22 protein-coding genes are annotated in these 24,021 nt (G+C 37.5%); 15 read left to right on the top strand and 7 right to left on the bottom strand.

Going from position 1 to position 24,021, the window contains the following annotated elements:
• Positions 1 to 212 precede the first annotated feature (212 nt).
• The 3 genes from ABVT42_RS13845 to ABVT42_RS13835 all read left to right on the top strand — a co-directional run bounded on the left by ABVT42_RS13845 (position 213) and on the right by ABVT42_RS13835 (position 2,898).
• Complete coding sequence (locus ABVT42_RS13845) at positions 213 to 587, top strand: hypothetical protein (protein WP_353896416.1); 375 nt, start codon at positions 213 to 215, stop codon at positions 585 to 587.
• A 154-nt stretch (positions 588 to 741) separates the two neighbouring features.
• Entirely contained in the window at positions 742 to 1,182 is a 441-nt protein-coding gene (locus ABVT42_RS13840; protein ID WP_353896415.1) for a hemerythrin domain-containing protein, read from the top strand.
• Positions 1,183 to 1,251: 69 nt separating this feature from the next.
• Positions 1,252 to 2,898, top strand: a complete 1,647-nt coding sequence (locus ABVT42_RS13835; protein ID WP_353896414.1) for a diacylglycerol kinase family protein — start codon at positions 1,252 to 1,254, stop codon at positions 2,896 to 2,898.
• 18 nt (positions 2,899 to 2,916) lie between these two features.
• Here the strand turns inward: ABVT42_RS13835 and ABVT42_RS13830 are convergent, their stop codons facing one another.
• Positions 2,917 to 4,269, bottom strand: coding sequence for a sigma-54 interaction domain-containing protein (locus ABVT42_RS13830; protein WP_353896413.1), 1,353 nt, complete (start codon positions 4,267 to 4,269; stop codon positions 2,917 to 2,919).
• A gap of 57 nt (positions 4,270 to 4,326) precedes the next feature.
• On the opposite strand from ABVT42_RS13830, the gene ABVT42_RS13825 reads away from it, so the two are divergent.
• From ABVT42_RS13825 to ABVT42_RS13800, 6 genes are all read left to right on the top strand, one after another.
• Complete coding sequence (locus ABVT42_RS13825; protein ID WP_353896412.1) at positions 4,327 to 4,818, top strand: hypothetical protein; 492 nt, start codon at positions 4,327 to 4,329, stop codon at positions 4,816 to 4,818.
• 287 nt (positions 4,819 to 5,105) lie between these two features.
• Positions 5,106 to 5,651: a BON domain-containing protein gene (locus ABVT42_RS13820; RefSeq protein ID WP_353896411.1), complete on the top strand. Its 546-nt coding sequence runs from the start codon at positions 5,106 to 5,108 to the stop codon at positions 5,649 to 5,651.
• Positions 5,652 to 5,715: 64 nt separating this feature from the next.
• Entirely contained in the window at positions 5,716 to 5,892 is a 177-nt protein-coding gene (locus tag ABVT42_RS13815; protein ID WP_353896410.1) for a DUF1328 domain-containing protein, read from the top strand.
• Between the two features lie 136 nt (positions 5,893 to 6,028).
• Positions 6,029 to 6,481: a M23 family metallopeptidase gene (locus tag ABVT42_RS13810; RefSeq protein WP_353896409.1), complete on the top strand. Its 453-nt coding sequence runs from the start codon at positions 6,029 to 6,031 to the stop codon at positions 6,479 to 6,481.
• A gap of 198 nt (positions 6,482 to 6,679) precedes the next feature.
• Positions 6,680 to 7,279, top strand: coding sequence for a glutathione S-transferase N-terminal domain-containing protein (locus tag ABVT42_RS13805; protein WP_353896408.1), 600 nt, complete (start codon positions 6,680 to 6,682; stop codon positions 7,277 to 7,279).
• Between the two features lie 718 nt (positions 7,280 to 7,997).
• On the top strand, positions 7,998 to 8,363 hold the full coding sequence (locus ABVT42_RS13800; protein ID WP_353896407.1) for a DNA-binding transcriptional response regulator: 366 nt from the start codon (positions 7,998 to 8,000) through the stop codon (positions 8,361 to 8,363).
• Positions 8,364 to 8,510: 147 nt separating this feature from the next.
• Here ABVT42_RS13800 and ABVT42_RS13795 read toward each other — a convergent pair whose 3' ends face one another.
• Positions 8,511 to 9,047, bottom strand: coding sequence for a peroxiredoxin (locus ABVT42_RS13795; protein WP_353896406.1), 537 nt, complete (start codon positions 9,045 to 9,047; stop codon positions 8,511 to 8,513).
• Positions 9,048 to 9,244: 197 nt separating this feature from the next.
• Here ABVT42_RS13795 and ABVT42_RS13790 point away from each other — a divergent pair, with 197 nt between their 5' ends.
• Positions 9,245 to 11,158 carry an EAL domain-containing protein gene (locus ABVT42_RS13790; protein ID WP_353896405.1) on the top strand — a complete coding sequence of 638 codons (1,914 nt, stop codon included), beginning with the start codon at positions 9,245 to 9,247 and terminating at the stop codon, positions 11,156 to 11,158.
• Between the two features lie 178 nt (positions 11,159 to 11,336).
• Here ABVT42_RS13790 and ABVT42_RS13785 read toward each other — a convergent pair whose 3' ends face one another.
• On the bottom strand, positions 11,337 to 12,293 hold the full coding sequence (locus tag ABVT42_RS13785) for a porin (protein ID WP_353896404.1): 957 nt from the start codon (positions 12,291 to 12,293) through the stop codon (positions 11,337 to 11,339).
• A 386-nt stretch (positions 12,294 to 12,679) separates the two neighbouring features.
• Between ABVT42_RS13785 and ABVT42_RS13780 the strand changes: the two genes are divergently transcribed.
• Entirely contained in the window at positions 12,680 to 12,898 is a 219-nt protein-coding gene (locus ABVT42_RS13780; RefSeq protein WP_353896403.1) for a hypothetical protein, read from the top strand.
• A gap of 83 nt (positions 12,899 to 12,981) precedes the next feature.
• Positions 12,982 to 13,965 (top strand): 1-aminocyclopropane-1-carboxylate deaminase/D-cysteine desulfhydrase, encoded by a 984-nt coding sequence (locus ABVT42_RS13775; RefSeq protein WP_353896402.1) that lies wholly within the window; start codon positions 12,982 to 12,984, stop codon positions 13,963 to 13,965.
• A gap of 60 nt (positions 13,966 to 14,025) precedes the next feature.
• Here the strand turns inward: ABVT42_RS13775 and ABVT42_RS13770 are convergent, their stop codons facing one another.
• From ABVT42_RS13770 to ABVT42_RS13755, 4 genes are read right to left on the bottom strand one after another with little or no spacing between them, the layout of a single operon-like run.
• Positions 14,026 to 15,102, bottom strand: coding sequence for a MaoC family dehydratase (locus tag ABVT42_RS13770; RefSeq protein WP_353896401.1), 1,077 nt, complete (start codon positions 15,100 to 15,102; stop codon positions 14,026 to 14,028).
• The gene (locus ABVT42_RS13765; protein WP_353896400.1) at positions 15,099 to 15,995 is read right to left on the bottom strand and encodes an HpcH/HpaI aldolase/citrate lyase family protein; all 897 of its coding nucleotides are present in this window, start codon (positions 15,993 to 15,995) and stop codon (positions 15,099 to 15,101) included. The genes ABVT42_RS13770 and ABVT42_RS13765 overlap by 4 nt, the downstream gene beginning before the upstream one ends.
• Positions 15,992 to 17,719, bottom strand: a complete 1,728-nt coding sequence (locus tag ABVT42_RS13760; protein WP_353896399.1) for an acyl-CoA synthetase — start codon at positions 17,717 to 17,719, stop codon at positions 15,992 to 15,994. The genes ABVT42_RS13765 and ABVT42_RS13760 overlap by 4 nt, the downstream gene beginning before the upstream one ends.
• Positions 17,720 to 18,841, bottom strand: a complete 1,122-nt coding sequence (locus ABVT42_RS13755; protein ID WP_353896398.1) for an HpcH/HpaI aldolase/citrate lyase family protein — start codon at positions 18,839 to 18,841, stop codon at positions 17,720 to 17,722. It lies immediately after the preceding gene.
• Between the two features lie 388 nt (positions 18,842 to 19,229).
• On the opposite strand from ABVT42_RS13755, the gene ABVT42_RS13750 reads away from it, so the two are divergent.
• The 3 genes from ABVT42_RS13750 to ABVT42_RS13740 all read left to right on the top strand — a co-directional run bounded on the left by ABVT42_RS13750 (position 19,230) and on the right by ABVT42_RS13740 (position 23,954).
• On the top strand, positions 19,230 to 20,222 hold the full coding sequence (locus ABVT42_RS13750) for an HpcH/HpaI aldolase/citrate lyase family protein (protein WP_353896397.1): 993 nt from the start codon (positions 19,230 to 19,232) through the stop codon (positions 20,220 to 20,222).
• A gap of 136 nt (positions 20,223 to 20,358) precedes the next feature.
• Entirely contained in the window at positions 20,359 to 21,648 is a 1,290-nt protein-coding gene (locus ABVT42_RS13745; protein ID WP_353896396.1) for a metal-dependent hydrolase family protein, read from the top strand.
• Positions 21,649 to 22,463: 815 nt separating this feature from the next.
• Positions 22,464 to 23,954 (top strand): M12 family metallo-peptidase, encoded by a 1,491-nt coding sequence (locus ABVT42_RS13740; RefSeq protein ID WP_353896395.1) that lies wholly within the window; start codon positions 22,464 to 22,466, stop codon positions 23,952 to 23,954.
• The last annotated feature ends 67 nt before the right edge of the window (positions 23,955 to 24,021 follow it).

Below are 24,021 nucleotides of genomic sequence, written 5' to 3'. Positions count from 1 at the left end.
AATTTAAGACGTTCAACTATTCAAAATAGTTAATTTTCAGGAGATTGGCGGAATTTTGCTAACATTTGTCCGAAATTTAACAGCATTTTTATTTCAGCTATATAAAATGACGGCTACTGAACAACCAGATAAGTAAAGCTTAATGTTCTAAAAATGCATATTAAGTCAAATGACTTATCTGTTTTATATTAAACAATATATAAGGAAGTTTTATGCGACTGTTAAACCCGCTTTTCTTGATAATTTTACTCACCTGCCCATTGCTTTCTTTTTCTGAAACAAACGATGACCTAATAAGACCATCGGTAGAAAAGAAAACTCTTTTCTACCGAGATAGTAGACATGATTTTTATGATACAACATTTGAAGCAATGTCAGCTCATGTTTGTGATGTTCATATCAGAGAAAACTATGATGTTAATGCTTCCAGTAGCTTTGTGGGGTGCGATAAGCCCCATATCAGACATGTCACGGAAGGCTCTACATGGTATTCAATGCGATATCAGCATACCAATTCAGGAATAATATTTGACAGCCTGCAAGGAAAAGGAAAAAAAACTAAATCAAACTTACACCAATCTAACTAACTTTTACCTGCGCAATCGGAAATAATTGCCGACTCGGTAAAGTTTTATCGAGTAAAGCGGTGTTTTCTACTTAAATATACGAGAATATTGCAAAAAATAAAGTTGGCATGAAACTCGCTTTACTCTTTGTGACTTAAAAAGAAAAGGAGATAGCATGAATATTTTTGAAGTTATTCGTCGAGATCATGAAAAACAACGTTCATTAGTTAAAGCTCTGGTTGAAACATCGGGGGATTCCGCATCGAGAAAACTATTTTTTAACGAGCTAAAAGAAGAGTTGGAAGCACATGCTGCTGCTGAGGAACGCCATTTTTATGTGCCTATTATGAAGGCTGATGCAACATTGCAACAATCACGACATGCAATTCATGAACATCATCAGTTGGATAAAATGATTGAAAAGCTTGAGCAAACAGAGATGAGTTCACCCGCTTGGTTGCAATACATGAACCAACTAAAAGATAAGTTACTGCATCACTTGGAAGAGGAAGAGCAAAAAATTTTTCAACAAGCTGGTAAAGTCCTTGAGTCAAGTGAAAAAAATCATTTGGCTAAAGCGTTTGATAAAGAAAAAGAATCTCTGATAACTGCATAAAATAAAATGTGATTAAGAATTCTTAACAGATATCAGGCTTAATGCAAATTATTAACTAAGTTGGTCACTATGGTAAAGTATTACTTAATTGGTTTAGTTGTTACGTTTTATTTGGGATTGATTGTCGACAACCTGTTTTTATCAAGCTTGTTGTTTTGGTTGTCGGTCAGTCTAGCTGTCGTTAGTTTTGCTTATTTAACTAAGGCGCCTCAAATATTTCGTAAGCGAGAAAATGGTATTATACCGTGGTATGTTCGTTGGTTATTAACGCCATTTCTTGCTGGTGCAACTTTATATAACTGGATTGCCAGGCGTTACGATAGTGTACCGGCTATTCAAAAAGTCGACTCAGCGCTATTTCTTGCTTGTCGACTTTTCTCGAAAGACATCGACGAACTGAAGTCGCATGGTGTAAGTGCCATTTTAGATATCACAGCAGAGTTTAATGGACTGGATTGGACTGCAGAAAGTAACAATTTGCATTATTTAAATGTTGCAGTACTAGATCATCAGTATCCATCCGAAGAGCAAACTAAGACTATTATTAATTGGTTGAATGATAGAATGAATAGTCAACAAAAAGTTGTTATTCATTGCGCTTTGGGGCGGGGACGATCGGTTTGGGTAATGGCTGCCTTTTTGATGCATCGTCATCCAGAATGGGATGTACAACATGCGCTGACTCATATTAATAAGATTAGAAATACTGCCAGATTAAATCGCTCACAGTATAAGGCACTTGAAAAATTTAAAAATAACGGACAGCTCAACATTACTGAAAAACTGTGTATTATTGCTAATCCTGTTTCGGGGGGAGGAAAGTGGCAACAACATAAAAGCGAAGTGATTGAGCGTTTGTCTACTCGATACCAGGTTGAAATAAAAGAAACTGAAGCTGATATATCTGCTGAAGTATTAACTCGCGAAGCGCTTCAACAAGCGTTCGATATTATTGTTGCAGCCGGTGGCGACGGAACCGTTGCCGAAGTGGCTAACATGTTGGTTAAAGCGAATAATCCTACGCCCTTGGCGATATTACCAATGGGAACCGCTAATGCTTTGGCACATCTATTTCTGGGGGCAACAACGAAAGTCGCACCGCTATACAGTGCTTGTGATGCGATTTTACAAAAATCTTGTTTGCCCATTGATGTTGCCAAATGTAATGATCGTATTGCGCTGTTAGTTATTGCTATTGGTAAAGGGTATGAAATGATTACTAACTCTGATAGGAGTAAGAAAAATGATAGTGGACAGTTTGCTTACCTTTCTGCTTTATGGGAATCTTTAGCCGATAATCGTAGTGTTGATTTGGTGGTAACAATCGATCAGGAAAAGTTACAGGTTAATGCAGCCAGTTTTGTTGTTGCTAACGCGGCTCCTTCGACAACCATACTTGCCCAAGGTGCTGGTAAAGTTAAATGGCAAGATGGCTTGCTCGATATCACTTGGTTTGAATCGTCTAAAGACTCAAATATTCAGCCATTTGTCAGTGTTTCCCAGTTAATTATTAGAGCGTTATGCGGCGCTAAAATTGGTAATGATGCGTTAGTCAAACACAAAACAGCTAAACAAATAACAATACAATCGAGTGATGTAATTAAATATGTTATTGATGGTGAGACTTACCAGGCTGATGTTTTGAATATTGAAACATTACCGCAAAAATTAACTATTATAGTTAACAAGCAACTTGCTCAACTGGAGGATAATTAATGAGCGTCCAAGTTCAAATTAATTATCTTCTTGCTGATACTTTTCAAGTTTATTGTATAAAGTTTTTACACTAATGCCAAGTTGTTCAGCGGTTTCGCCTCGATTGCCTTGGTTGGCTTTAAGTGTTGTTTCTATCGCTGTTTGTTCAATTTCCGACAAGGGAATACCTGGTTGAATACTCATCGAGTCGTTGGCTGTTGATGGCGAAAGTATATCTAATAAAATGTGTTCGGCATGAATTACTTTTTCGCTCAGTATAAATGCGCGCTCCATTGTATATTTTAATTCTCTGACATTGCCTGGCCAATTATGGCTTTTAATTTTTTCTAAAGCTTGAGCGTCGATTTCTTTTTGGTATTTTTCTTCTGCATTTCGATGTGCCAGAAAGTGTAATGCAAGTCCCAATATATCATCTTCTCTTTCTCGAAGCGGCGGAAGTTGGATGGGAAATTGGGCTAATCTGTAGTACAAATCTTCGCGTAGTAGTCCATCTTTAATCGCTTGTACAGGATCTCGATTAGTCGCCGCTATCACTCGTACATTGGTGTATTGGGTTGTTGTTGAGCCAACGGGGCGATACTCTCTGCTTTCTAATACTCGGAGTAATTTTACTTGATGATCTAAAGGCATTTCAGTAATTTCATCCAGAAATAAAGAGCCCCCTTCTGCTTGTGCAAATAGCCCTTGTCTGTCTTTGGTTGCGCCAGTAAATGCGCCTTTTAAATGACCAAAAAGTTCACTTTCGACCAATTCGGGACTTAATGCTCCACAGTTAACTGCAACAAAAGCATTTGCGCTTCTAGGACTGGCATTATGCACGGTATTGGCGACTAATTCCTTACCCGCGCCACTTTCACCAATAATGAATACATTTGATTCAGCTTCTGCAACTTTACGTAAAACTCGATACAGTTTGTGCATTACTTCACTTGAGCCGAGTAACAAACCAAATTGATCGAGTTGACTACTTTTAATGCTTTTCGCTTTAGCATTACGGGCTGCATACCCCTCATAAAAGTCACTTATGGTATCTTCAAGTAATCCCACATTGTAGGGCTCTCTAAAGTGAAAACCGGCGCTAGCGGCCATTAAAGCATCAATATTTGGGTTTGGGGTACCATCGCTGATAAAAATAAAGTCAACACGGTTAAAACATTGACTGTTGAGTAGGTCGTATTGGTCTTCTTCTGATAATGCACTGAGATAGATTAATGCCAGATCAATCGTTTCATCTTCATCAATTTGCTGAATCCAGCGCTTTTCTTTTTGTTCACTAAATACGCACTGAAAACGCTGAGTCGTTTTAGATGATTCGACGAGCGCCAGGAGTGAGGTATTTTCGGCATGAACAAATAATTTAGGCGTGTACATAGGTTTCTACTTGGTTAGTAGTCTGCAAGGGGATTATTGTCATGGCATAAACTTTGAATGTCAATCACCAAAATAGAGAAAGGAGGATTATCTATGGTGTTACCAAAATCCCAGGAGCTTTACCGGCAACACTTTATTCGGGATGTTTTGAACTTTAGCTATCGAGCTGTTCGATATTATCAACGCACCTTCTATCTGGTAGAAAGCTATTCTTTAAAAAGGCTATTAAGAAAATTAATAAATGAAAAAGTATTTACAATTAGAATCTTACTTTTTTTTTATAACCACAATCGAAAAAGCATACAAAGTGAAATAAGAACAACTACCAGTGTTGAACTGGCCTTTGCAAAAAGTTGCGCTTCGCTAGAATTCTATAATGATTATCAAATCTTAGAGCAAACGCTTTACCTCGAACAGCAAATATTAAATTGGAAAAAGAAAAAACATCAAGCATTACCGGCAGGGCATGATCAACATGTTTTTGCCAGTATTATTGCTCATCAACAAATGGCTGTAGATTGGCTACAAGAAAAAATACTACTTATTTAAATGTTCGTTGATTAATTTAAATATAGATTCATGGTCCATTTATGGTCCATTTATTTAGGATAGATTGAAAAAATATTTATTGTTGTGAATTTGAGTTAAATTTTCTACAGAGTACATTGCGAATTTGTAGATATTGCCGAATAGAGTTGAAAAAACTACCGATAGTTGGTTTGATATGCTCAAAAAAGTTTAGACTTACTTTATAATGCGTATATAACTGAGGCCGTAAAAGTTGGCACGCTATTCGCTAAGCTTTAATGTGAATTCATAATAAATGGAGAATCAAAATGAAAAAGACATTAATAGCAGTAAGTATCGCAGCGACTTTGACCACATCTTTTGCATTTGCAGCTAATGATTGGAAAGCGAAAACAAAAGACGCCTGGATAGATGGAAAAGCGGAAGCTACGTTGCTATTCAATGGTAATTTAAATTCGTTTGATATTGAAACTGATGTTCAAAATGGTACTGTTATCTTAACAGGAAAAGTTGATAGTGATGTAGATAAAAAGCTTGCCGAAGAGTTGGTTGAAGGGATTGAGGGGGTATCATCAGTTAACAATAAGCTTGATGTTGACAACGATAGTGTTATTTCTAAAGAAAGTAAACGAGAAATTGTTGATAGGAAAATTGCTGTTGTACTGACTTCACGGATACTATTTGATACTGACTTGTCAGCTTTCGACATTGATGTTGATGTTAAAAATGGCAAGGTGACACTTAATGGTCGCGTAAAAAGTGATTCAGAAAAAGATTTGGCCGAACAAATTGCGCATAATACTGACGATGTAGAATCGGTTATTAACAACTTAAAAATTAGTCGAAACTCATAGGTGTTATTTAGGAAAAAGCGTTCGAAAGAACGCTTTTATTTAAAATAAAGTGGGGAGATAGCGTATGTTAGGTTGGATAGTAACATTTTTAGTTGTTGCAATTATTGCTGGACTATTGGGTTTTGGCGGTATTGCTGGTACGGCTGCTGGTATTGCAAAAATTTTGTTTTTTATTTTTATGGCGTTGTTTTTAATTTCGGGAATTTTCAGACTCTTAACTGGAAAAACGCCTTCGGTATAGCTGATTAAAATGATGAGCTATGTCTAAAAGTTAGTTTAAAGGAAAAGTTCTGCTAGTGATACTTAAATCTAAAATGATGACAAAAAGGAAAAAGCTTTTTATTGGTTTATTGTGTTTAATACTATTGGGATACTTTGTGCCAGAAAGAAAAATCATTCCAGTGAAAAATGCAACAGTATTAAGTTGGAATGCAAACACTTTTTGGTATGAGCCTTGGGGAAGTTCTGGTGTACATAAAGGCATCGATATTTTTGCCGCACAAGGAACGCCAGTATTGGCTTCTACCGATATGTTGATTCTTTATAGAGGGATTTTTAGCAAGGGTGGTAATGTTGTTTTGGGGTTAGGTCCAAAATGGCGATTGCATTATTTTGCGCATATGCAAGGTATCAATAAAGATGTCGGTTTTTTGGCAAGTAAAGGACAGCTTATTGGAACAGTCGGAGATACTGGCAATGCAAGGGGTAAGCCGCCACATTTGCACTTTTCAATTGTCAGCATTATTCCGCTACCTTGGCTGATTGATAGAAGCACGCAGGGTTTTAAGAAGGCATTTTATTTGAATCCGATTGAATATTTGACTCAATAGATTGCTGAATAGATATGATTAAAACATTACTTATCCTTTTATTTTGCATGAACCGGTCAATGTTTTATGTATTATGCGTTAATTTAAAGAGTTCAAATTGAAGAGTCGTTACATTTTTGTCAAACATTTAGATTTATTGGTAAATTTTGAGTAGCAATGTAAAATGAGGCACATTTAATACAATGAGGATCTCAAAGAATGGAATTAATTGTTGGTACTGACTCAACCTGGTCGCTGCGTGCTTTGATTTGTGGTCAGCTTGCTGGAATGGTTTTTGATATTCGGGTGATCGATCTCACTGCTTGCGATTATCAAGAGCAACTTCTAGCAATATCACCCTCGGGATTAGTGCCTGCGTTGAAGTCTGGTGATTTGTCTATCCATGATTCTTTAGCAATTACTGAATATTTTAATGAGTGTAGTAACGGCTTACTTTATCCTTCATGTGAACACGAGCGAGCTTTGGCGAGAAGTTTATGCGCTGAGCTTCATGCCGGATTTATGCAGTTGCGTGCAAACTGTCCTTTTACGCTAGAAAATGTTAAGCCGCTTGGTAACATGCAAGATTATATTTATCGCGAAGTATTACGTGTAGAATCTATATTTGAAAATGCTCAACTACCATTTATGTTTGGTTCTGCAGGCGCAGTTGATGCTTTTTATGCCATCCTGGCTTTTAGACTAAATACTTATGGTATTGTGCTGAATGACCGTGCAGGGGAGTATCAAAAATCTCTGTTAGATTGGCCGATACTTCAAAGCGCGATTGAATTAGCTAAAAGCTGGAAAAATAACTGATTAGCTCGATAAAATTTAATGTTATCCTCGGTGAGAAAAATTATGCCGCGATATTGAAGGTAAAAAACAAGCTAAACCTAATGACCTAAAAATGGCTGTCTAGGAAAACTCCGTTGGAGTAACAACCTTTCTTTTTATATTTTGCCTATAGCTTTTATGCATTGCTAATTGTTGGTATTGCATGGGCTTTGTTATGTTTTGTATTTGATATTGAAAGTTTTCAATTAAGACTTGTTTCTTTGTTTGTTATGCCAAAGTGAAATTTGATAATTAGGTAATTATTGTCGTTGTAATTTTCAGCGATATCCCAATATTGAGTAAAATTGAAATGAGGATTTTTTTTTCGCCAGATTCAAGCCATTTTCAGATTGTCCGAATATTAGGATGATTAAAATTAATCCATGTTTAAATATTCAATCTAAAAGACATTTCAAATGTATCTGATGATAAATAGCGATAACGGTTTGAAATTAATAAGGTTAAGTTGTGTTATCGCGTTCAATAAAATGTCAAACTATTGATGATTTTCATTGGACAAACGGCAACAATTATCTAAAATTTGTCAGGTTTTAGTGGCAAAACTATTCCAATATATCATTTGCCACCTATAATTAAATGAGATTTAGAGATTTAGAGATTTAGAGATTTAGAGATTTAGAGATTTAGAGATTTAGAGATTTAGAGATTTATATCTAGTCGATATCTTTAGGGTTAATCAATGTCTGAGGGTGCAACAGCAAAACATGTTATGGTCATCGATGAGAGTCTTGTCTCACGTATGATTATGCGAGATATCATTTTAATTGAATATCCTGATTGGGAATTTATTCATGCGGCTTCTATTGAGAAAGCTTTCGAGTCTTGTTGGGAGCTGCAATTTGATTATATTTTTATTGATGCAGTAACATCTAATGTTTCTGATGCTGAAATTATTTCAGATATACTGGATGGACAAAAACGTGTCAAAGTGGCCTTAATGGCAAACCAAGTGCCACAGCACTTGCAAAAGAAAGTTGAGAAGCATCAGTTAGAGATAATTTCAAAGCCGGTCAATTCAGACGACTTAATCAATTTCATCAGTTAAACCAGACTCTGTTAAGATAAAATCAAAAGTTGTATATACTTTTGTGGGCTGTCATTCCTTTTCCAGCCCAATTTTTGCCGCTAAACGGTAAGTTTAATAGTATTGTTGCGTTAGATGATATTATTTTGTTTAGCAACAGGTTTCAGGTTAACTATCTTGCGATTTCTTTGTCGATTGATTTAATTTTTTAATTAATTGCAGTAATTCTTTTGAGTGTTTTTTAGGGGTTACTTCTGCAAAGTGATGTACTATTTTTCCTGATGGATCAACCAGGAATGTTTGTCTGCTAGCATGTGGCCAAGGAAGTAGTCGGTCAACTTTTAGCTTTTTACTTAAAGTCGCCTCGGTATCAGCTAATAGCGAAAATGGCATATTATAGAGATCAGCAAATTCTTTATGAGAATCTACATCATCATAACTCACACCAAGTATTTCAGTATTTAAACTCTTGAATAATTGATAGTCATCAGTAAAGTTTTGTGCTTCTACGGTACAGCCTGGTGTTTTGTCTTTAGGATAAAAATAAACAATTAACCAGCGTCCTGTATAGTCTTTATTTGTGCGTACTTCGCCATGTTGGTCAAGCAGGCTAAATTCAGGAAAAGGAACGCCTTGCCATTGGTTGAGTGTTGAAGCAAATGCCGAAGTGGTAATAAAGCACCATAACAATACTAAACGTTTCACAGAAGTTCTCCAGGTAATTGGCCTATGATAATTTGTTCAAGATCATACGCTGATTGCATGAATTAAACAAAACATATACGGCTTAAACAATACCCTTATTATCTCGATTTAAAATAAAAATGGTGATTACTTGTACTAAGCTTGGTTATATATGGGGAAGTTCCGGCGATATATTCTAGGCTTACAGGGTGGCGAGGATGATTAAAAGTCAGCTTAAGCAATTAATTCTATTATTGCTGATTATCGTTTCAATATTTATCTGGGTGATTAGTTCAGTTTTGCTTACTGAGTTTAAGCATACCGAAGTTAGCAGCGAAGCATCGAAGGCCGCTGTAATTTCTCGATTAAACCTATTAATTATTAATGCACAAATTGCAGAAAGGCAGGGGTTGGGCTGGTTTTTACAACAGCTTGATAATGAGAATAAAGTTGTTTTTTGGCAACTGTTCGATGCTAAAAATCAGCTGGTTAGTCAAAAGCTATCCGGCATACCTACCCATTCAACACAAAGCTTGTATTTATATGCCGACAAAGAGCAGCAGGAGTTACTGACTCTCAATATTTATTTTCCTCAGCTTGATTTAGGTGATTTATTTTGGCGAGTAGAAAATTTCATTATTATTTTTACTTTTATTGGTAGTATTTTAGTCTGTTTGTATTTGCTCTTTAAATGGGTTTTTCAGCTCGAACGTTTTGCCCTTTATCTATTAGCCGATTCAAACAATCTATCGCGTTCCAAGTTTGAAAAAATTACCAATCCTGTTGTCAGAGTAATCAATCAGTTAATTTTGAAAAATACCTTATTAAATAAAGATAAAGTTGAGCTGACCGATCAGATACGAAAAATTTCTTATGTTGATGAAGTCACTGAACTGGGAAATCAGATGTTTTTTAAAGCGGAATTTCAGGTTCGACTGCATAACCGAGAAGAAAATGAGTCGGGACTATTTATGTTGGTGAGTTTTCAGGAGTCGAGTGATCCGGATAATATAATATTGACAGCCGACAGGTTAAAGGAGGTTGCTAATTTACTAAAAAGTTATAGTAAAACCATTAGCCATTCGTTGGTGGCTCGACTTAAAGGTAATGATTTTGCGGTGTTGCTGCCGAATCAATCGAAAGAAAACACTGATAAAATCTGCAAAAATTTAATTGCTCAATTAGATAAAATTATATTTGATGCGACGCCACTAAAAGAGCATTTTGTCGATATCGGTATTTCGACCTACAAACAAGGATTTGATTACTACAAAGTGTTAGCCGAGGCCGATATGGCGTTGCGAAACTCTCAATTGCAAGGAGGGAATAGTTGGTATATCTATGGACAGCCGCTGTCAAAAAATCAGGTTAGGGGGCATTTGCGGTGGCGTAATTTTTTAACACACGTATTAGAAAAAAGAGAACTTCAATTATTTTGCCAGCCAATTCAATTGGTGGATTCTTCCAATGAAGTATTAGAGGTTTTGGTGAGAATTGAAGATGGTAAAGAATTACTAACTGCCGACACTTTTTTGCCAATGGCTCACGACTGTGGACTGGCCATTGATTTTGATCGGCAAGTAGTCGATGGTGTGATTAAGCATTGTTTATACAGTGAACAGGTTAATCCACAAATGATTTATTCAATCAATTTGTTTATTTCAAGTCTGCTTGATGATAGTTTTGTCAATTGGCTGATGAGAAAACTATCGAGTTACCCTCATTTATCTAAAAGAATGATTTTTGAAATTAAAGAGTCGCAAATTAATCCCAATTTACATCAACTAAAAACTGCGATGAATTTACTGGCACAGTTAGGCGTTGGTTGGTGTATTGAAAATTTTGGCTCTCCCGATGAGGATTTGGGTTTTTGTGAAATGTTACCAATTCGCGCCGTTAAAGTTGATCGTCGGATAATTTTTGATATTCATAAAGACAAACCACAACAACTGTTTTTACAATCGTTGATGATTAATCTAAAGAGTCGCAATATTAAGATTTATGCTGAAGGGGTTGAAAAAGAAAAAGATGCTGAATATTTAAGCCGTGCCGGTATTGATGGAATGCAAGGTTTTTATTTCGGTCAACCACAACGCATGAAAAGTATTGAAAAGCATTTGAAGGTGGTATGAGTTTCTTGAATGTCTAAATCTAAAGATAGAATATTCTTTGAATCATAAAACGGTTTAGCGTTAAAAATATAAGTATGTTTAAATCTGTAAATATAAAAACGCCAGTATAAAACTGGCGTCTTATTAGCCGAAGGTTACAAAATTGACTTTAAGATTTTTGTAATCGGATAATGTAAAATTAGAACTTTTGTACAAGTCCAAGACCAAAGACGGTATCTTCATCTTCGGTAGCGCCTTCTTCACTCAAAGTTAAATAAGTAAAGAAAGTTGTTTTCTTGCCAAGTTTTCTGTCCCAACCTAAAGAAGTTTGAGAGGTATATTTTACTTTAGAGCTAACACCGGCTTCCCAAGAATCTGATTCGATTACTTGTAATTTAAATGCATTGTCGCCTGAAGTAAATTTCACGCTACCCATTAAACCATCACCGTCAAGTGAGCCGTTTTCGGTATCTTGATACATCAAACCAAATTGCCATGCATCCATTTTGTATTGAGCAACTAAGCGAGTTGTATCGACATCAGTACCTTCAATATCTGAGTCGAATGAAACACCTACCGTCAGGTTGTCTGCTGAGTATTCCAGTGCAATCGAAGTTCCATCAGCGAGTCCATCATCACCACCGGTATCTTCACCAGGAACGAAAGCCAGTTTTGCTTTAAATCCGCTCATATTTGGAGTGCTATATTGAACGATGTTATCCGCGCGAACTTCACCGTTGAAAGCGTGTTTAATATCACCACTCAAGTCATTGAACAAATCAACTTTCTTTTGTAGTTTCTTAGTTGGCGTGTCATGACGACCTGCAAATACTTCACCAAATCCACCGCGTAAACCCACAATTTGATTGCGGCCTTTTATATGGTCTGAAGAAGATTTTGAATTGTCTGATACATCAACTTCCCACTCTAGTACATAGAAAGCTTCAATACCGCCAGCATCACCTTTGCCTTTAATACCAAATCTTGAAGCGTTGCTGTTTAGTTCCCATTGATCATCGCCATTGTCTTCGTCAACTTTGTCTAAAGTCAGGTTAATCTTTCCATAAACATCAACCCATTTATCTTCAGCTGCAACATTTCCAGCGGCCATAATGGCAAGTGCGATAGCAGATACCGCAAACGATTTATATTTCATTATTGTTACTCCGATAAGTTACATATATAAGTCGAGAGGCATTTTATTTGAGCTTTTTGACATAAATATGACAAACAAATTAAATATCTCAAATGAGATTTAATATTTTGAACAATGGCATAAATCTTTAGCTTTTTGTCTCTTCGATAATTTTAATAAATCATTGGAATTAAAAAGAAACTTGTTAATTTCCAAAATGACAAGTTTCAAGTTTTATCTGTATTTTCGATCCAATTATCCGGTTAAAGTTTGATTTTTGAGCAAATAGGATTAAAATTACAGAAATCGCTCGGCATAAATGGGTTAGAGTTCCGTTTGATTAAAAGGAAGCATGGATTCTTAGTATTACCAGGCGCTGAGATAAACTTACAGAAGAGGAACCTGTAATGGTTAATAAAGCATCAAAAGATGTGAACTTTGCGATAATTAACGGTGACAGAGCTTACATCGGCCCTGAACGACGCCAAGAAAGACGGCGCTCACACTGTAATGAACGAGTTGAAAGACTACTTAAAAATTTTGGATTGGATAGAAGAATCAGGGTTGATCGCCGTAGAAAAGATAGCTCGTGGCTTTTAACCTCGCAAAAAGTTGCCAATCACTAATTTTTAACATTTCTATTCAATCTGTAGATTTCACGTAATAGAGCCGTCATAATTGTGACCTGAGTATTAACTAGGTCACAATTATGAAACATTGTCGTTTAAGTGACTTTTCCGCACAGCTAAATGATTCCCCAATTGTTCCAATCGAATCTGAGTTGTTAAATTCTCTTCAGGTTCAGGTTTCAGTTAAGCGTGATGATCTAATCCATCCAATTGTTTCAGGTAATAAATGGCGTAAGCTAAAGCATTTGTTACATCATATTGAATCACGCGGATTAAATAATATTGCTGTAATGGGGGGAGCTTATTCTAATTTAATTCATGCTGTCGCTTATATTGGAAAGCAACTCGGTTGGCATGTAAACCTTCATGTGCGTGCACATCCTGGGCAAGCACTAACACCAACATTGCAAGATGCCTTAAACTGGGGCGCCAAAATAAATTATGTGAGTCGAAAGGATTATCGAGAACTGCGTCTTAAACCAAGCCTGGCTGAAGCGGGGGAATTTTGGATTGGTGAAGGTGGTTTTCATTCACTGGCATTGGCTGGCATGCAAGAGTTAATAATAGAAATTGAGCAGCACTTTGACTTTATTGTCATGGCAACTGCCACAGGAATCAGTCTGGCCGGGTTAGCTCTCGGTGCGATGCAGCAGCAGCTCTCTACAAAAATTGTAGGAGTTGCAGTACTGGATAACATTGAAACGCAGCAAATAGATATTCAGTCAATACTCAATGAACATTGTGCTAAAACTTTTGAAAATTTTTGTCCGATGCCACAAATTATTGAAAGCTATACTTTCGGTGGCTATGCAAAAGTTTCTACTGAATTAATTGATTTTATTCAACGGTTTTATGAACAATACCAAATTCCACTTGAACCTGTTTACAATGGAAAATCCTTTTATGCCGTTATGGATTTAATTCGGCAAGGTTTTTTTCCTGCTAACAGTCGAGTGCTGTTAATTCACTGCGGTGGGTTGCAGGGTTTACGAGGTCATTTAGCATTGCAGAAATTAACTGAACAAATAAATGGGATGTCGAGGGATTTACCAAATACTCAATAGTTGTTATGGTTAAACCAATATTGCCAAGTAAAATATTATTGATTCAATAGTAATGTTGCTTTATATAATCATCAGCGCCCAATAATCGAGTTTCAATACAATTTGAGAGTTGGGAATTAAAGTTTCTAATGAATCAGTGGCGTTGATTTGTTGTGGCTGAACAAGTAAATTTTTATAGCCGGTTAAAGCGATTCGAATCAAACCTACATCGTGACGATGTTCAATAGGCTGCTTATCTAAAATCGTGCTGTAACAATAAATGGTATCGTCTGCATAGGTTGGTGCTGTATGTTCTCCAGAATTGATTGCAACTAGCCAAATAGTATTGGCTAATCCGTTATAGCTGATCGCCCTGCATAACGAGATCACATGTCCGCCATAAACCAGCGGTGTTTGGTGATTCGTCTGTTGCATTTGATGCCGATTAAAATGGACCCGCGCATTGTTTTGATACAAGTGTGTTGCCTGCATATGATCGGCTGCATTAATCGTGATACCGTCTTGATGAAATAATTCATCACCAATATTTAAATCATTAATCGTAAACTGATAATCACTGACACTGGCTCGCCAAGCAGCAAAGTCGGTTTTTGTCGGAATTATTAACTGCTCTGCATGGAGACTGTTTTGGTAATGAGGAATCTTCTTGATGGCACTTTTGGGGTCAAAAAATTTTTTTATCCGTGTCGGTACCATAACCCAGCGTATCCAGCTTACAACTGTTTGCTGGGCTTGATTGGTTGCTAGAGAATGCACATAAACAATACCGCTTTGGCCGTTACTATTTTGTTTTAACCCAATAACTTCACTAGTCACTTCAATGGTATCGCCAGCAAAAACCGGTGTTTCAAATTTCACTTCGGCATAACCCAGGTTGGCAATTGCATGAAGTGAAATATCGGTGACTGTTTTTCCAAATGCGATATGAAATACGAGCAGGTTATCAATCGGTATCGCTTTAAAACCACATTCTTTACTGAGAACTTGCGAGCAATTTAGGGCAAATCTCTGTCCTGTTAGTGACAGATAAATAGACGCATCGGCTTGGGTGAGCGTGCGAGGAACGCCATGATTGAATTTTTGCCCGAGGTGAAAATCTTCAAACAGGTTGCCTGTGTTGACTTGCCGAATTGTCATTTTTCCGGTCCAATCAAATCTGTTTGTCCAACTTGATGGACTTGATTATAGAGCGCAATAATTCTTCTGGCCCAATGTTCTAATGACGGCTCAATTAGTCGATTATGTATTACTGCAACACTATTGCCTGATTCATGTGCCTGAGCAATAGCTTCGATAATTTGTTTCGCTTTTTTAACATCATCACCCTTGGGGGTGAATGCGTCATTAGTATAGGCCAATTGTGTTGGGTGAATAACCGCTTTGCCATCAAATCCTAGATCTCTTGCTTGACGACAGGAAAACTCACTGCTGGTAAAATCGGAAAGATCCAAGTGCGGGCCATCAATGACAAATTTATTATGAGCTCTTGCGGCTAAAACTGCCAGTGACAAACTGGTGATAAGTGCGAGTCTCTCTGTATTAAGAGTAACTCTTAGCGAATTAGCTAAGTCGGTTGTTCCTAAAATTATGGTTGAGAGTCGGTCGCTGGCAGCACAAATGGATTCGCAATTAATGATTGCTTTGGCGCTCTCAATATTTACCATGATATCGAGTTGGTTAGAACCTGATTCATCCAGAGTTGAAATAACAGCTTTGAGTTGCCCGGCACTATCAATATTTGGAAATAATATACCATCAACATCGGTGCTTAATACCATTTTTAAATCATCCATTCCCCAAGGTGAGTCGAGTGAGTTTATCCGGATAATTTTTTCTGCCTGATATATCTGGCCACCACTAAGCTGTTTTTGTAATAGATTACGCGCATCATTTTTATAATCGGGTGGTACTGATTCCTGTAAATCAAATATCAAACTATCTGCTTTGAGTTGTTTGGCTTTTTCAAGATAACGCATGCGATGTGCAGGTACATAAAGCATCGTGCGTCGAGGTTGATATTGAAACGTCATTGAGGGAGTTCCGTATAGTTAACTGGCGTGTAATTTATCATTTGCTGTTTAAGTTCACTGCGTAAAACCTTGCCGTTTTTTGTTCTGGGAAAATGATTAAAAAAGTAAATTTTTTTAGGAGCTTTATATTTGGCCAGGTTGGCTTCTCCAAAATCGAGTAATTGATTGGCTGAACATACCATTGGATTGACTAAAATAACGCATAAACTGACAATAGTTTTATCAGCGGTAATGTTTTCAGCCACCGCAACACAATCAGCAACTGCTGGGTGGGTTTTAAAGACTTGTTCAATTTCTAAAGGAGAAACTCGGTAGCCAAAAGTATTGATAATATCGTCTTTGCGACCCAAAAACCAAATATAACCCGCTTGATCCTGCTTAGCGTAGTCGCCTGTAAAAAAGTAGCCATCATGCTGGCAAGATTCGGTTTGCTCCGGTAGTTGCCAATAATTTAAAAACAATCCAGGGTCGTTTAGTGGAATGGCAATAATGCCTTCTTCATCAATGCCAACCGATTGATTATTTTTATTGAGTAATTTGATATCATGGCCGGGTTGAATAAATCCTGCCGAACCCGGAATGACCGGATGATTTTTATTTTGTGAAATGTAATAAGAAAATTCTGACATACCAATCGCCTCGTAAATAGTCAGCGAAAAACGTGCTTGCCAGCGTGCCAGCATTTCATCAGATAAATGTTCTCCCGCACTCATACAATGACGTAGTGACGGTAACTGTTGACCATTGAAAGCGGTTTTCTCAATAATTTGCCGATAGATAGTGGGCACCGCAATAAATATGGTACATTGATGTTTTTGTATCAGCTTAGGCCAGTTGGCGGGATCGTTCGGACCTTCATAAACAACTACAGTTTGCCCGTGAAACAGTGGGTCCATGAGTGCTGAACCTAAAACATAAGTCCAGTTAAACTTACCCGAATGTAAAATTCTTTCCTCACCTCGAAAATCAAACCAATAACGACTGGCGGGTAATCGGCCGATTAAAGCTCGATGCGCATGTAAAACCCCTTTGGGGTATCCTGTTGTTCCTGATGTATAAACTAGATAAGCTGGATCATTAGCTGCTGTTGGTTGGCAGTTATGATGACTGGATTGTTGATTCATTAAGTGATCAAAGTGATAGTGAGTTATTTTATTCACTGAATCATCTTTAATTTTAGAATTTTGTATATTTGGGTTTTGATTTTGGCAGTTAGCAATGTCATTTGTTAATGTGTTGGTTGATTGCCCCGTTAAAATAACGGTACTCATTTGACCTGAATTTGATAGCTCTGGTGCTAGATCTGGCCACATGGATTGATGTGTCACTAACATCCGCGCGCCTGAGTCTTGTGCAAGATAAGCAACTTCAACAGGTGTTAACAGTGTTGATGTTGGAACCGCTATTGCGCCATACCGCAAACAACCAAAAAATGCGATTGGATATTCCACCGCATTGGGTAGGCGAATTAATACTCGATCACCAACGCCAATACCTAGCGCGTTGAGTAAATTGGCAAATTGACAAGTTTTCAAATCGAGTGTTTGGTAGGTTAATAATGTGGTTCCTAATTGATTGTCCTCGACAATAAAAGCTGCGCGCTTACCTTGTTCTCCCGTAGCATGTTGTGAAATACATAAATCACAAATGTTTAGCTGTGTTGGAATATTCCAGTGCCACAGGTTGTGTTGATAAGATAAATATTTGTCAAATTGACTCGTCATTTATATTTTTCCATAAGGCCAATTTTCACGAATTACTTGAATGGGGAGTTTCTTTAATACTGACATGGCAAATGACTTATCTGCGCTTGATAAAGACTTAAGGGCGTAAGCTCGTAGCAAGGTTTGCAGTGCTTTACCAAACATGGGGGGATCTAACATTTCACCCTCAAATTTAATAGCCCCACCGAGTAACGCATCTGCCTCAATAGCGGCTTTTAAAATGTTGATATTGCGTTGAATAACCAACGGGGCGGGCGTAAAGGCAACCTTGCATAAATGAATGTGGTAGGGATGAATAACCTGTTTGCCGGTTAATCCCATTTGTGCCTCAACCGTCGCATGACCGTGGACCACATGAGTCTCATGATCACCGTGTAAATCAAGCCAGCGCCTGACATCATGAGGCTCGATATATTGTTCAGGCATGGGGGTGTCGTTAATTAAAACTTCCACACCGCCTATGACACCCGTTCCGCTGATCCGTGCCTCTAGTAAGAGTTGACGTAAATAGGTTTTGAGTTCGTCAATCCAACCTTCGGGAGTAAGATGAATTGCCATGGCTTTAGAAAAGTCATGAATACCAAATACAACATGTTTAACCGTTGAATACTGCATTAATTCTGGAGCAATTTTGAGTGATCGAGGGTGTTCGATTATCGGTTGAATTTCGATAGCTGGATTCACGCCAACTAACCATGCTGATAAATCACGGATTTCAGCGGCACCATAGACTTCGCCAGCTTTGGCTAAAATAATCACATCAATATGCTCAGCTACTTGCTGAATCATCTTTAAATCTGCTTCGTATTCTTCAGTACGAAAAGGATTGATACGAATAGCTATTTGAAAATCTCTTTCAGGAAAGACCGGTAACTCTTTTAATAATAGTGCTCGGCTTTTGATTTTTTGACGGCAACCATCTTCTAAGTCAAATAATAGCGTGTGTGCTTTGCACTGATGTGCATGGCGACGAAATCTTTCGGTTGCCTGCTCATTTGTTTCATAGGTCCCATCGTTGGGTAAATATTTTACGGGAGGATAATAAAGTTGAATGCCCGGCCAAAATCCGCCTAGTACATCTGCTTCGTTTACTTGTTCTAAAAATTCGCTATGATAGTTCATCAAATTATCCCAACAGATTAATGGTTTGGGTAAATCAAAAAACTTAAATAATTACTTATTGTATAAGTTAGTGTTATTATCAATGCACATGAATTATTTTTAGCTGGCAGTATTTTTTTAAGCCGCGAAAAATTGTTAATAAGATATTTTTTTGCTAGGTTTTTTGCCAGATACTTGCCAGATATTCGGCAAATAAAAGTCAGGCTAAATAATTACCTGTACAAACTTCAATCTACTGCAACCTCAGTATAGTAATCTTTTTTTTATTTTGCTGTTATCGCGCTAAAATAGTCGATGAAATATTGAACTTTATTGATTTAATCTAATCGATTAGCAAACCGATTAATTTACAAATCTCATTTATAAAAGCTAAGAGCAGGAGTTATTCATGTCAGGTTATGTGCACCCTTCGGCAGCATTATTCGATGGTGAGAAAGCTTTTCCGGTGATACCGGCTTGTGAGCATTTTGCAGGTAGTGAAAAGCTAATAATTAAAGCGCTGGAAATCCAACAGAAAATGGGCCCTGTATTTGATATTACTTGTGATTGCGAAGATGGCGCTGCAACTGGAAAAGAAGCCGAACATGCGCAAATGGTTGCCAGAGTCATTAATGATGCAAAAAATGAATATCAAATGGTTGGCGTGAGAGTCCATGATTTTACTCATCCTTGCTGGCAACAAGATATTGATATTTTAATGCCGCAAGTTGGTGATAAGTTGGCTTATATTACTCTCCCCAAGGCAACAGATACCTCTCAGGTTAAACAAATGATTGATTACATTCAGTCTGCTGCCAAGCGTCATCAGATTGAACGTGAAATCCCGATTCATGTGCTGATTGAAACGCATGGCGCGCTGCAGTCGGTTTGGGAAATTGCTGCCTTAGAATGGGTTCAAGTATTGGACTTTGGGATGATGGATTTTGTCAGTGGGCATTTAGGTGCGATTCCTGCGGTGAACATGCGAAGTCCGGGCCAATTTGAGCATCCGTTAATTGCGCGTGCCAAAACTGAAATTTCAGCAGCAGCCTTAGCCAACGGAGTTATACCATCTCATAATGTCACTCTCGATTTAAAAAATACTCAGCAAACCCAGGCCGATGCATCACGTGCAAAAAACGAATTTGGTTATTTGCGTATGTGGAGTATTTATCCTACCCAAATTGAAACAATAATCAATGCAATGAAACCTGATTATTCTGAGATAAAAGATGCAGAGCAGATTTTGCTTGCCGCACAAGAGGCCGATTGGGGACCGATTCAATATGAGGGAGAGTTACACGATCGAGCAACTTATCGTTATTATTGGCAATTATTGCAGCGAGCAAAAATCAGCGGAGTTATTTTGTCAGATAATTCACTTGAGAGATTTTTCGCTTAATTGTTTGTCATTTGAATAAATAATTTTTACCGTAGGGGACTATTTAAAATAATGTCATCATTTTAAATAGCAAGAGAGATTTTTTAATAATATATAACAAACATAACCAATAAATAGAATAAAGTAGAGGATATTCATGGGTATAAAATCAATAATTTTCATAATATTTTGGGGGCTACTTTCATGTTCATCGGTAGCGGGTAATTATGTGATACATGCGGGAACTTTGTTAGATGTAAAGAGCTTAACTCAACTTAATAATTATTCGATCCTGATTAAGGATAACCAAATCATTGCCGTGACTAAAGGTTTTGTTGAAGCGCAAGATGATCAGCAATTGATCGATTTAAAAACACATACGGTGATGCCTGGGCTAATGGATATGCATGTGCATTTATCAGGGGAAATTAACAAAACTTCCTATTCTGAAAAGTTTTTTATGAATGAAAGTGATGCAGCGCTGCGTAGTGTCGTATTTGCGAGCAAAACACTTAATGCTGGCTTTACTACGGTACGCGATTTGGGGGACTTTTTTCGTGGCGTTCCAGTCGCTTTACGCAAAGCCATAGAAAAAGGTTATATACAAGGACCTCGAATTTATGCGGCCGGAAAAAGTATTGCGACTACGGGAGGACATGCCGATCCAACTAATGGGGTAAAGCTCGATATGATGGCTGATCCCGGACCATTGCAAGGGGTGATAAATGGGGCGGATGATGCCAGAAAAGCGGTAAGACAACGCTATAAGGAAGGGGCTGATTTAATCAAGTTGACTGTTACCGGTGGTGTTTTGAGTTTGGCAAAAAACGGTAGTAATCCACAGTTTACCTTTGATGAACTACAAGCTGTTGTCACAACAGCTAAAGACTACGGTTTTACCGTAACTGTACACGCGCATGGAGCAGAGGGAATGAAAAGAGCGATTCAGGCAGGGGTTGATTCGATTGAGCACGGAACCTATATGGATGCAGAAGTTATCCGTTTAATGAAAAAAAATAAAGTATATTTTGTACCAACAATTACCGCAGGCAAATGGGTTGCCGAAAAAGCCGCGATAGCTGGGTATTATCCTGAAGTAGTCAGGCCCAAAGCGGCTGCTATTGGGCCAAAAATTCATGATACCTTTGCAAATGCTTATAAAAAAGGCGTAATGATTGCATTTGGAACGGATGCAGGTGTTTTTCCTCACGGATTGAATGCCCGTGAATTTGAATACATGGTCAGTGCGGGAATGCCGGCATTTGAAGCGATTCAAAGTGCAACTTTAAATGCTGCAAAGCTGCTGCGTATCGACAATATTTTGGGCAGTATCGATAACGGCAAATTGGCAGATATTGTTGCCGTAGAAGGTGATCCATTGGCTGATATTCGCTTGATGCAGCAAATTAGTTTTGTCATGAAAGATGGTGAAATTATCAAGCAATAGTTTTATTGGTATCTGTTTATTGGCACTGGATTTATTATGACTACCGTCATGAGGACTTAATGGGAGGCGGTAGTTGTCGCGTCTAGTTGAGTGCAAAGTAAGTTATTGCACTCACTCGATTTAAACAAAACAAATGGGCAGATTCAACAAGGTGCCAAATTCAACTAGCGATAAAATTAACAGCAGTGATTTTATTAAAATTGTCGATTTGATTTTGGTTTCAGTTCGAGTTTCAGTTTCTGTTTAATAGCCTATTCTATCGTTAAGTTGCGTCTCGGCAAATTGCTGCAATTTCAACTAACTAATTTAATTCTCAGCAAAAGTGAAAATTATCTGTAAAAAATCACTGATATTTGGACAACTTTCAGTAATTATTTTTAGGTAATATTCACACTATATCTGTGCAAATATTCACTTTAAACACTGTTTTGTTGATGTTTTTTGCTTGTTTACTTGTTCTTTATTTTATTTGAAGAAAAATAATTGTCTGAATAAAATTAAGTCGCAAAAGTCAAAAATTATTTTAATTTTTTACGACTGTGCTTTTGTTGATTAAATTTGAAACAGTTTAAAAATAGACATCTGAACTGCTGAAGATAGGATGGCACATCCTATCTGTCTCACCAATAAAACCCACCATCAGATTCCGTTTAATCAAACAGGGGGATTCTATTCATCGAATAATCTGTATGATATAAATTCTCTTACATTTAAGAATTTCCGAAAATAATTTCATCAAAAAAAGGGGCGTTCTTGATGTCTTGTTCTGTCTCTGAAGACAAAGCACTTCATAATAACTGGAGGAACAAACTCTCATGAAAAACAAATTAATAAAAAGATTTTGGTTTGGCCTGACTGCAATTGGTGCGGTGGTCAGCTCGATGAATGCAATAGCAGATAATAAGACCAATGCGCTTCAACAGCGGATTGACTCGATGAAAGCCAATGGTACTAGCTTTACAACTTACCATATGTTTAACGGTATTTCTAATACTGAGCAAGCTGCACGTGCGCTGAGTAAAGATTTGGATCGACGCACTACGGCCGGTGCTAAATTTTTTAAATTGGACAACCGTAGCTTAAAAAGATTACAACACAATCCTGAAGATGCAATCACTTTAACCATTCCTTATAACGAATCAGGATTAACCTCTTCGTCTAGCAGCATTAAAGTTAATTTGTTTCGCCGAGAAATTTATTCTAAAAATGCCAAATTTTTTATGAGCGAAAATCAAGAAAGTACGCCAATCCAACTGGATGCCAAGTCGATGGACCTTGGGGTACATTATCAAGGTGTTATTGAAGGTGAAGAAAATTCAATTGTAGCTTTAAGTTTTTACAAAGATGCAATAGAAGGGCGTTTACATTCACATCAAGTTGGCGATATTAATATTGGAAAACTCAAAGATAAAACAGGAAGTCTAAGTCAGTCGGGTAATAAACTGGCGGGCGCTCATGTCATGTATCGGGTTAACAGTCTTGATCATAAAAAACCTGAGCATCGATGTGGTAGCGATATTTCTAAACTATTACCCAATTTTGATCATGAGTCGATGAAAGCCGCTTCAATGTTAAATTCAAAAAGTTCGTTAACCTCAACTGAGCCAGCTGCTGATGGTAAAGTCCCAAATGCACTGAACGATTATTATTTTACGGTTTATACCGTGTTGTCTGGTTATTTAGTGAGTGATGTGGGCGAATCTTATCTGACCAACTGGGTTGGGTCGGTGCTTAATCAGGTTGCTGCTGTTTATAACGTTGATTATATGTATATGTATAGTGAGGGCTGGACCTGGTATCGCGATTCGCCTGTTTATGATTCGCGGCTAGGCACTGATTTAATGCAGCAGTTTGCTTATTATGATGGAAAAAATACGATTAATAGTGATGTTGGTATGCTGTTAACTTCTTCACGCTATTCATCAAGCAGTAGTTATGGATTAGCACATAAAATTGGTGGTGTTTGTAGTTATGAAACTATCGACGGCTTAGCTTACTCACCGGTATGGAGCACCTACAATTATTTTCCAACGTATTCCTGGACCGTGGATGTATATGCTCATGAAGCGGGTCATACATTGGGTTCAGCGCATACCCATGCTTGCGCTTGGTGGGGAAATAATACAGCAATTGACGGCTGCGCAAGACCAGAAGGCAGTTGTTACTGGCCTGCTTACCCTGCAAATGGCCAAGGAACTGTTATGAGTTACTGTGCTAATAATGTGGGTAAAAACCCTGGGTTGGGCTTTCACTCTCAAGTGGCCTCAAGATTACAAAGTTATATTTTGGGATGTGCTGATCGATAATTACATCATTTATGTTTAATGATGTGTTGTTATGCTTTTATTACATTTATTTTTTAAAAGTAATTAA

It is taken from the genome of Aliikangiella maris (genome assembly GCF_040719265.1).
Classification (GTDB): domain Bacteria; phylum Pseudomonadota; class Gammaproteobacteria; order Enterobacterales; family Kangiellaceae; genus Aliikangiella; species Aliikangiella maris.
The sequence above is the reverse complement of the archived record's forward strand: the minus strand, read 5'-3'. Positions and strand labels throughout refer to the sequence as shown.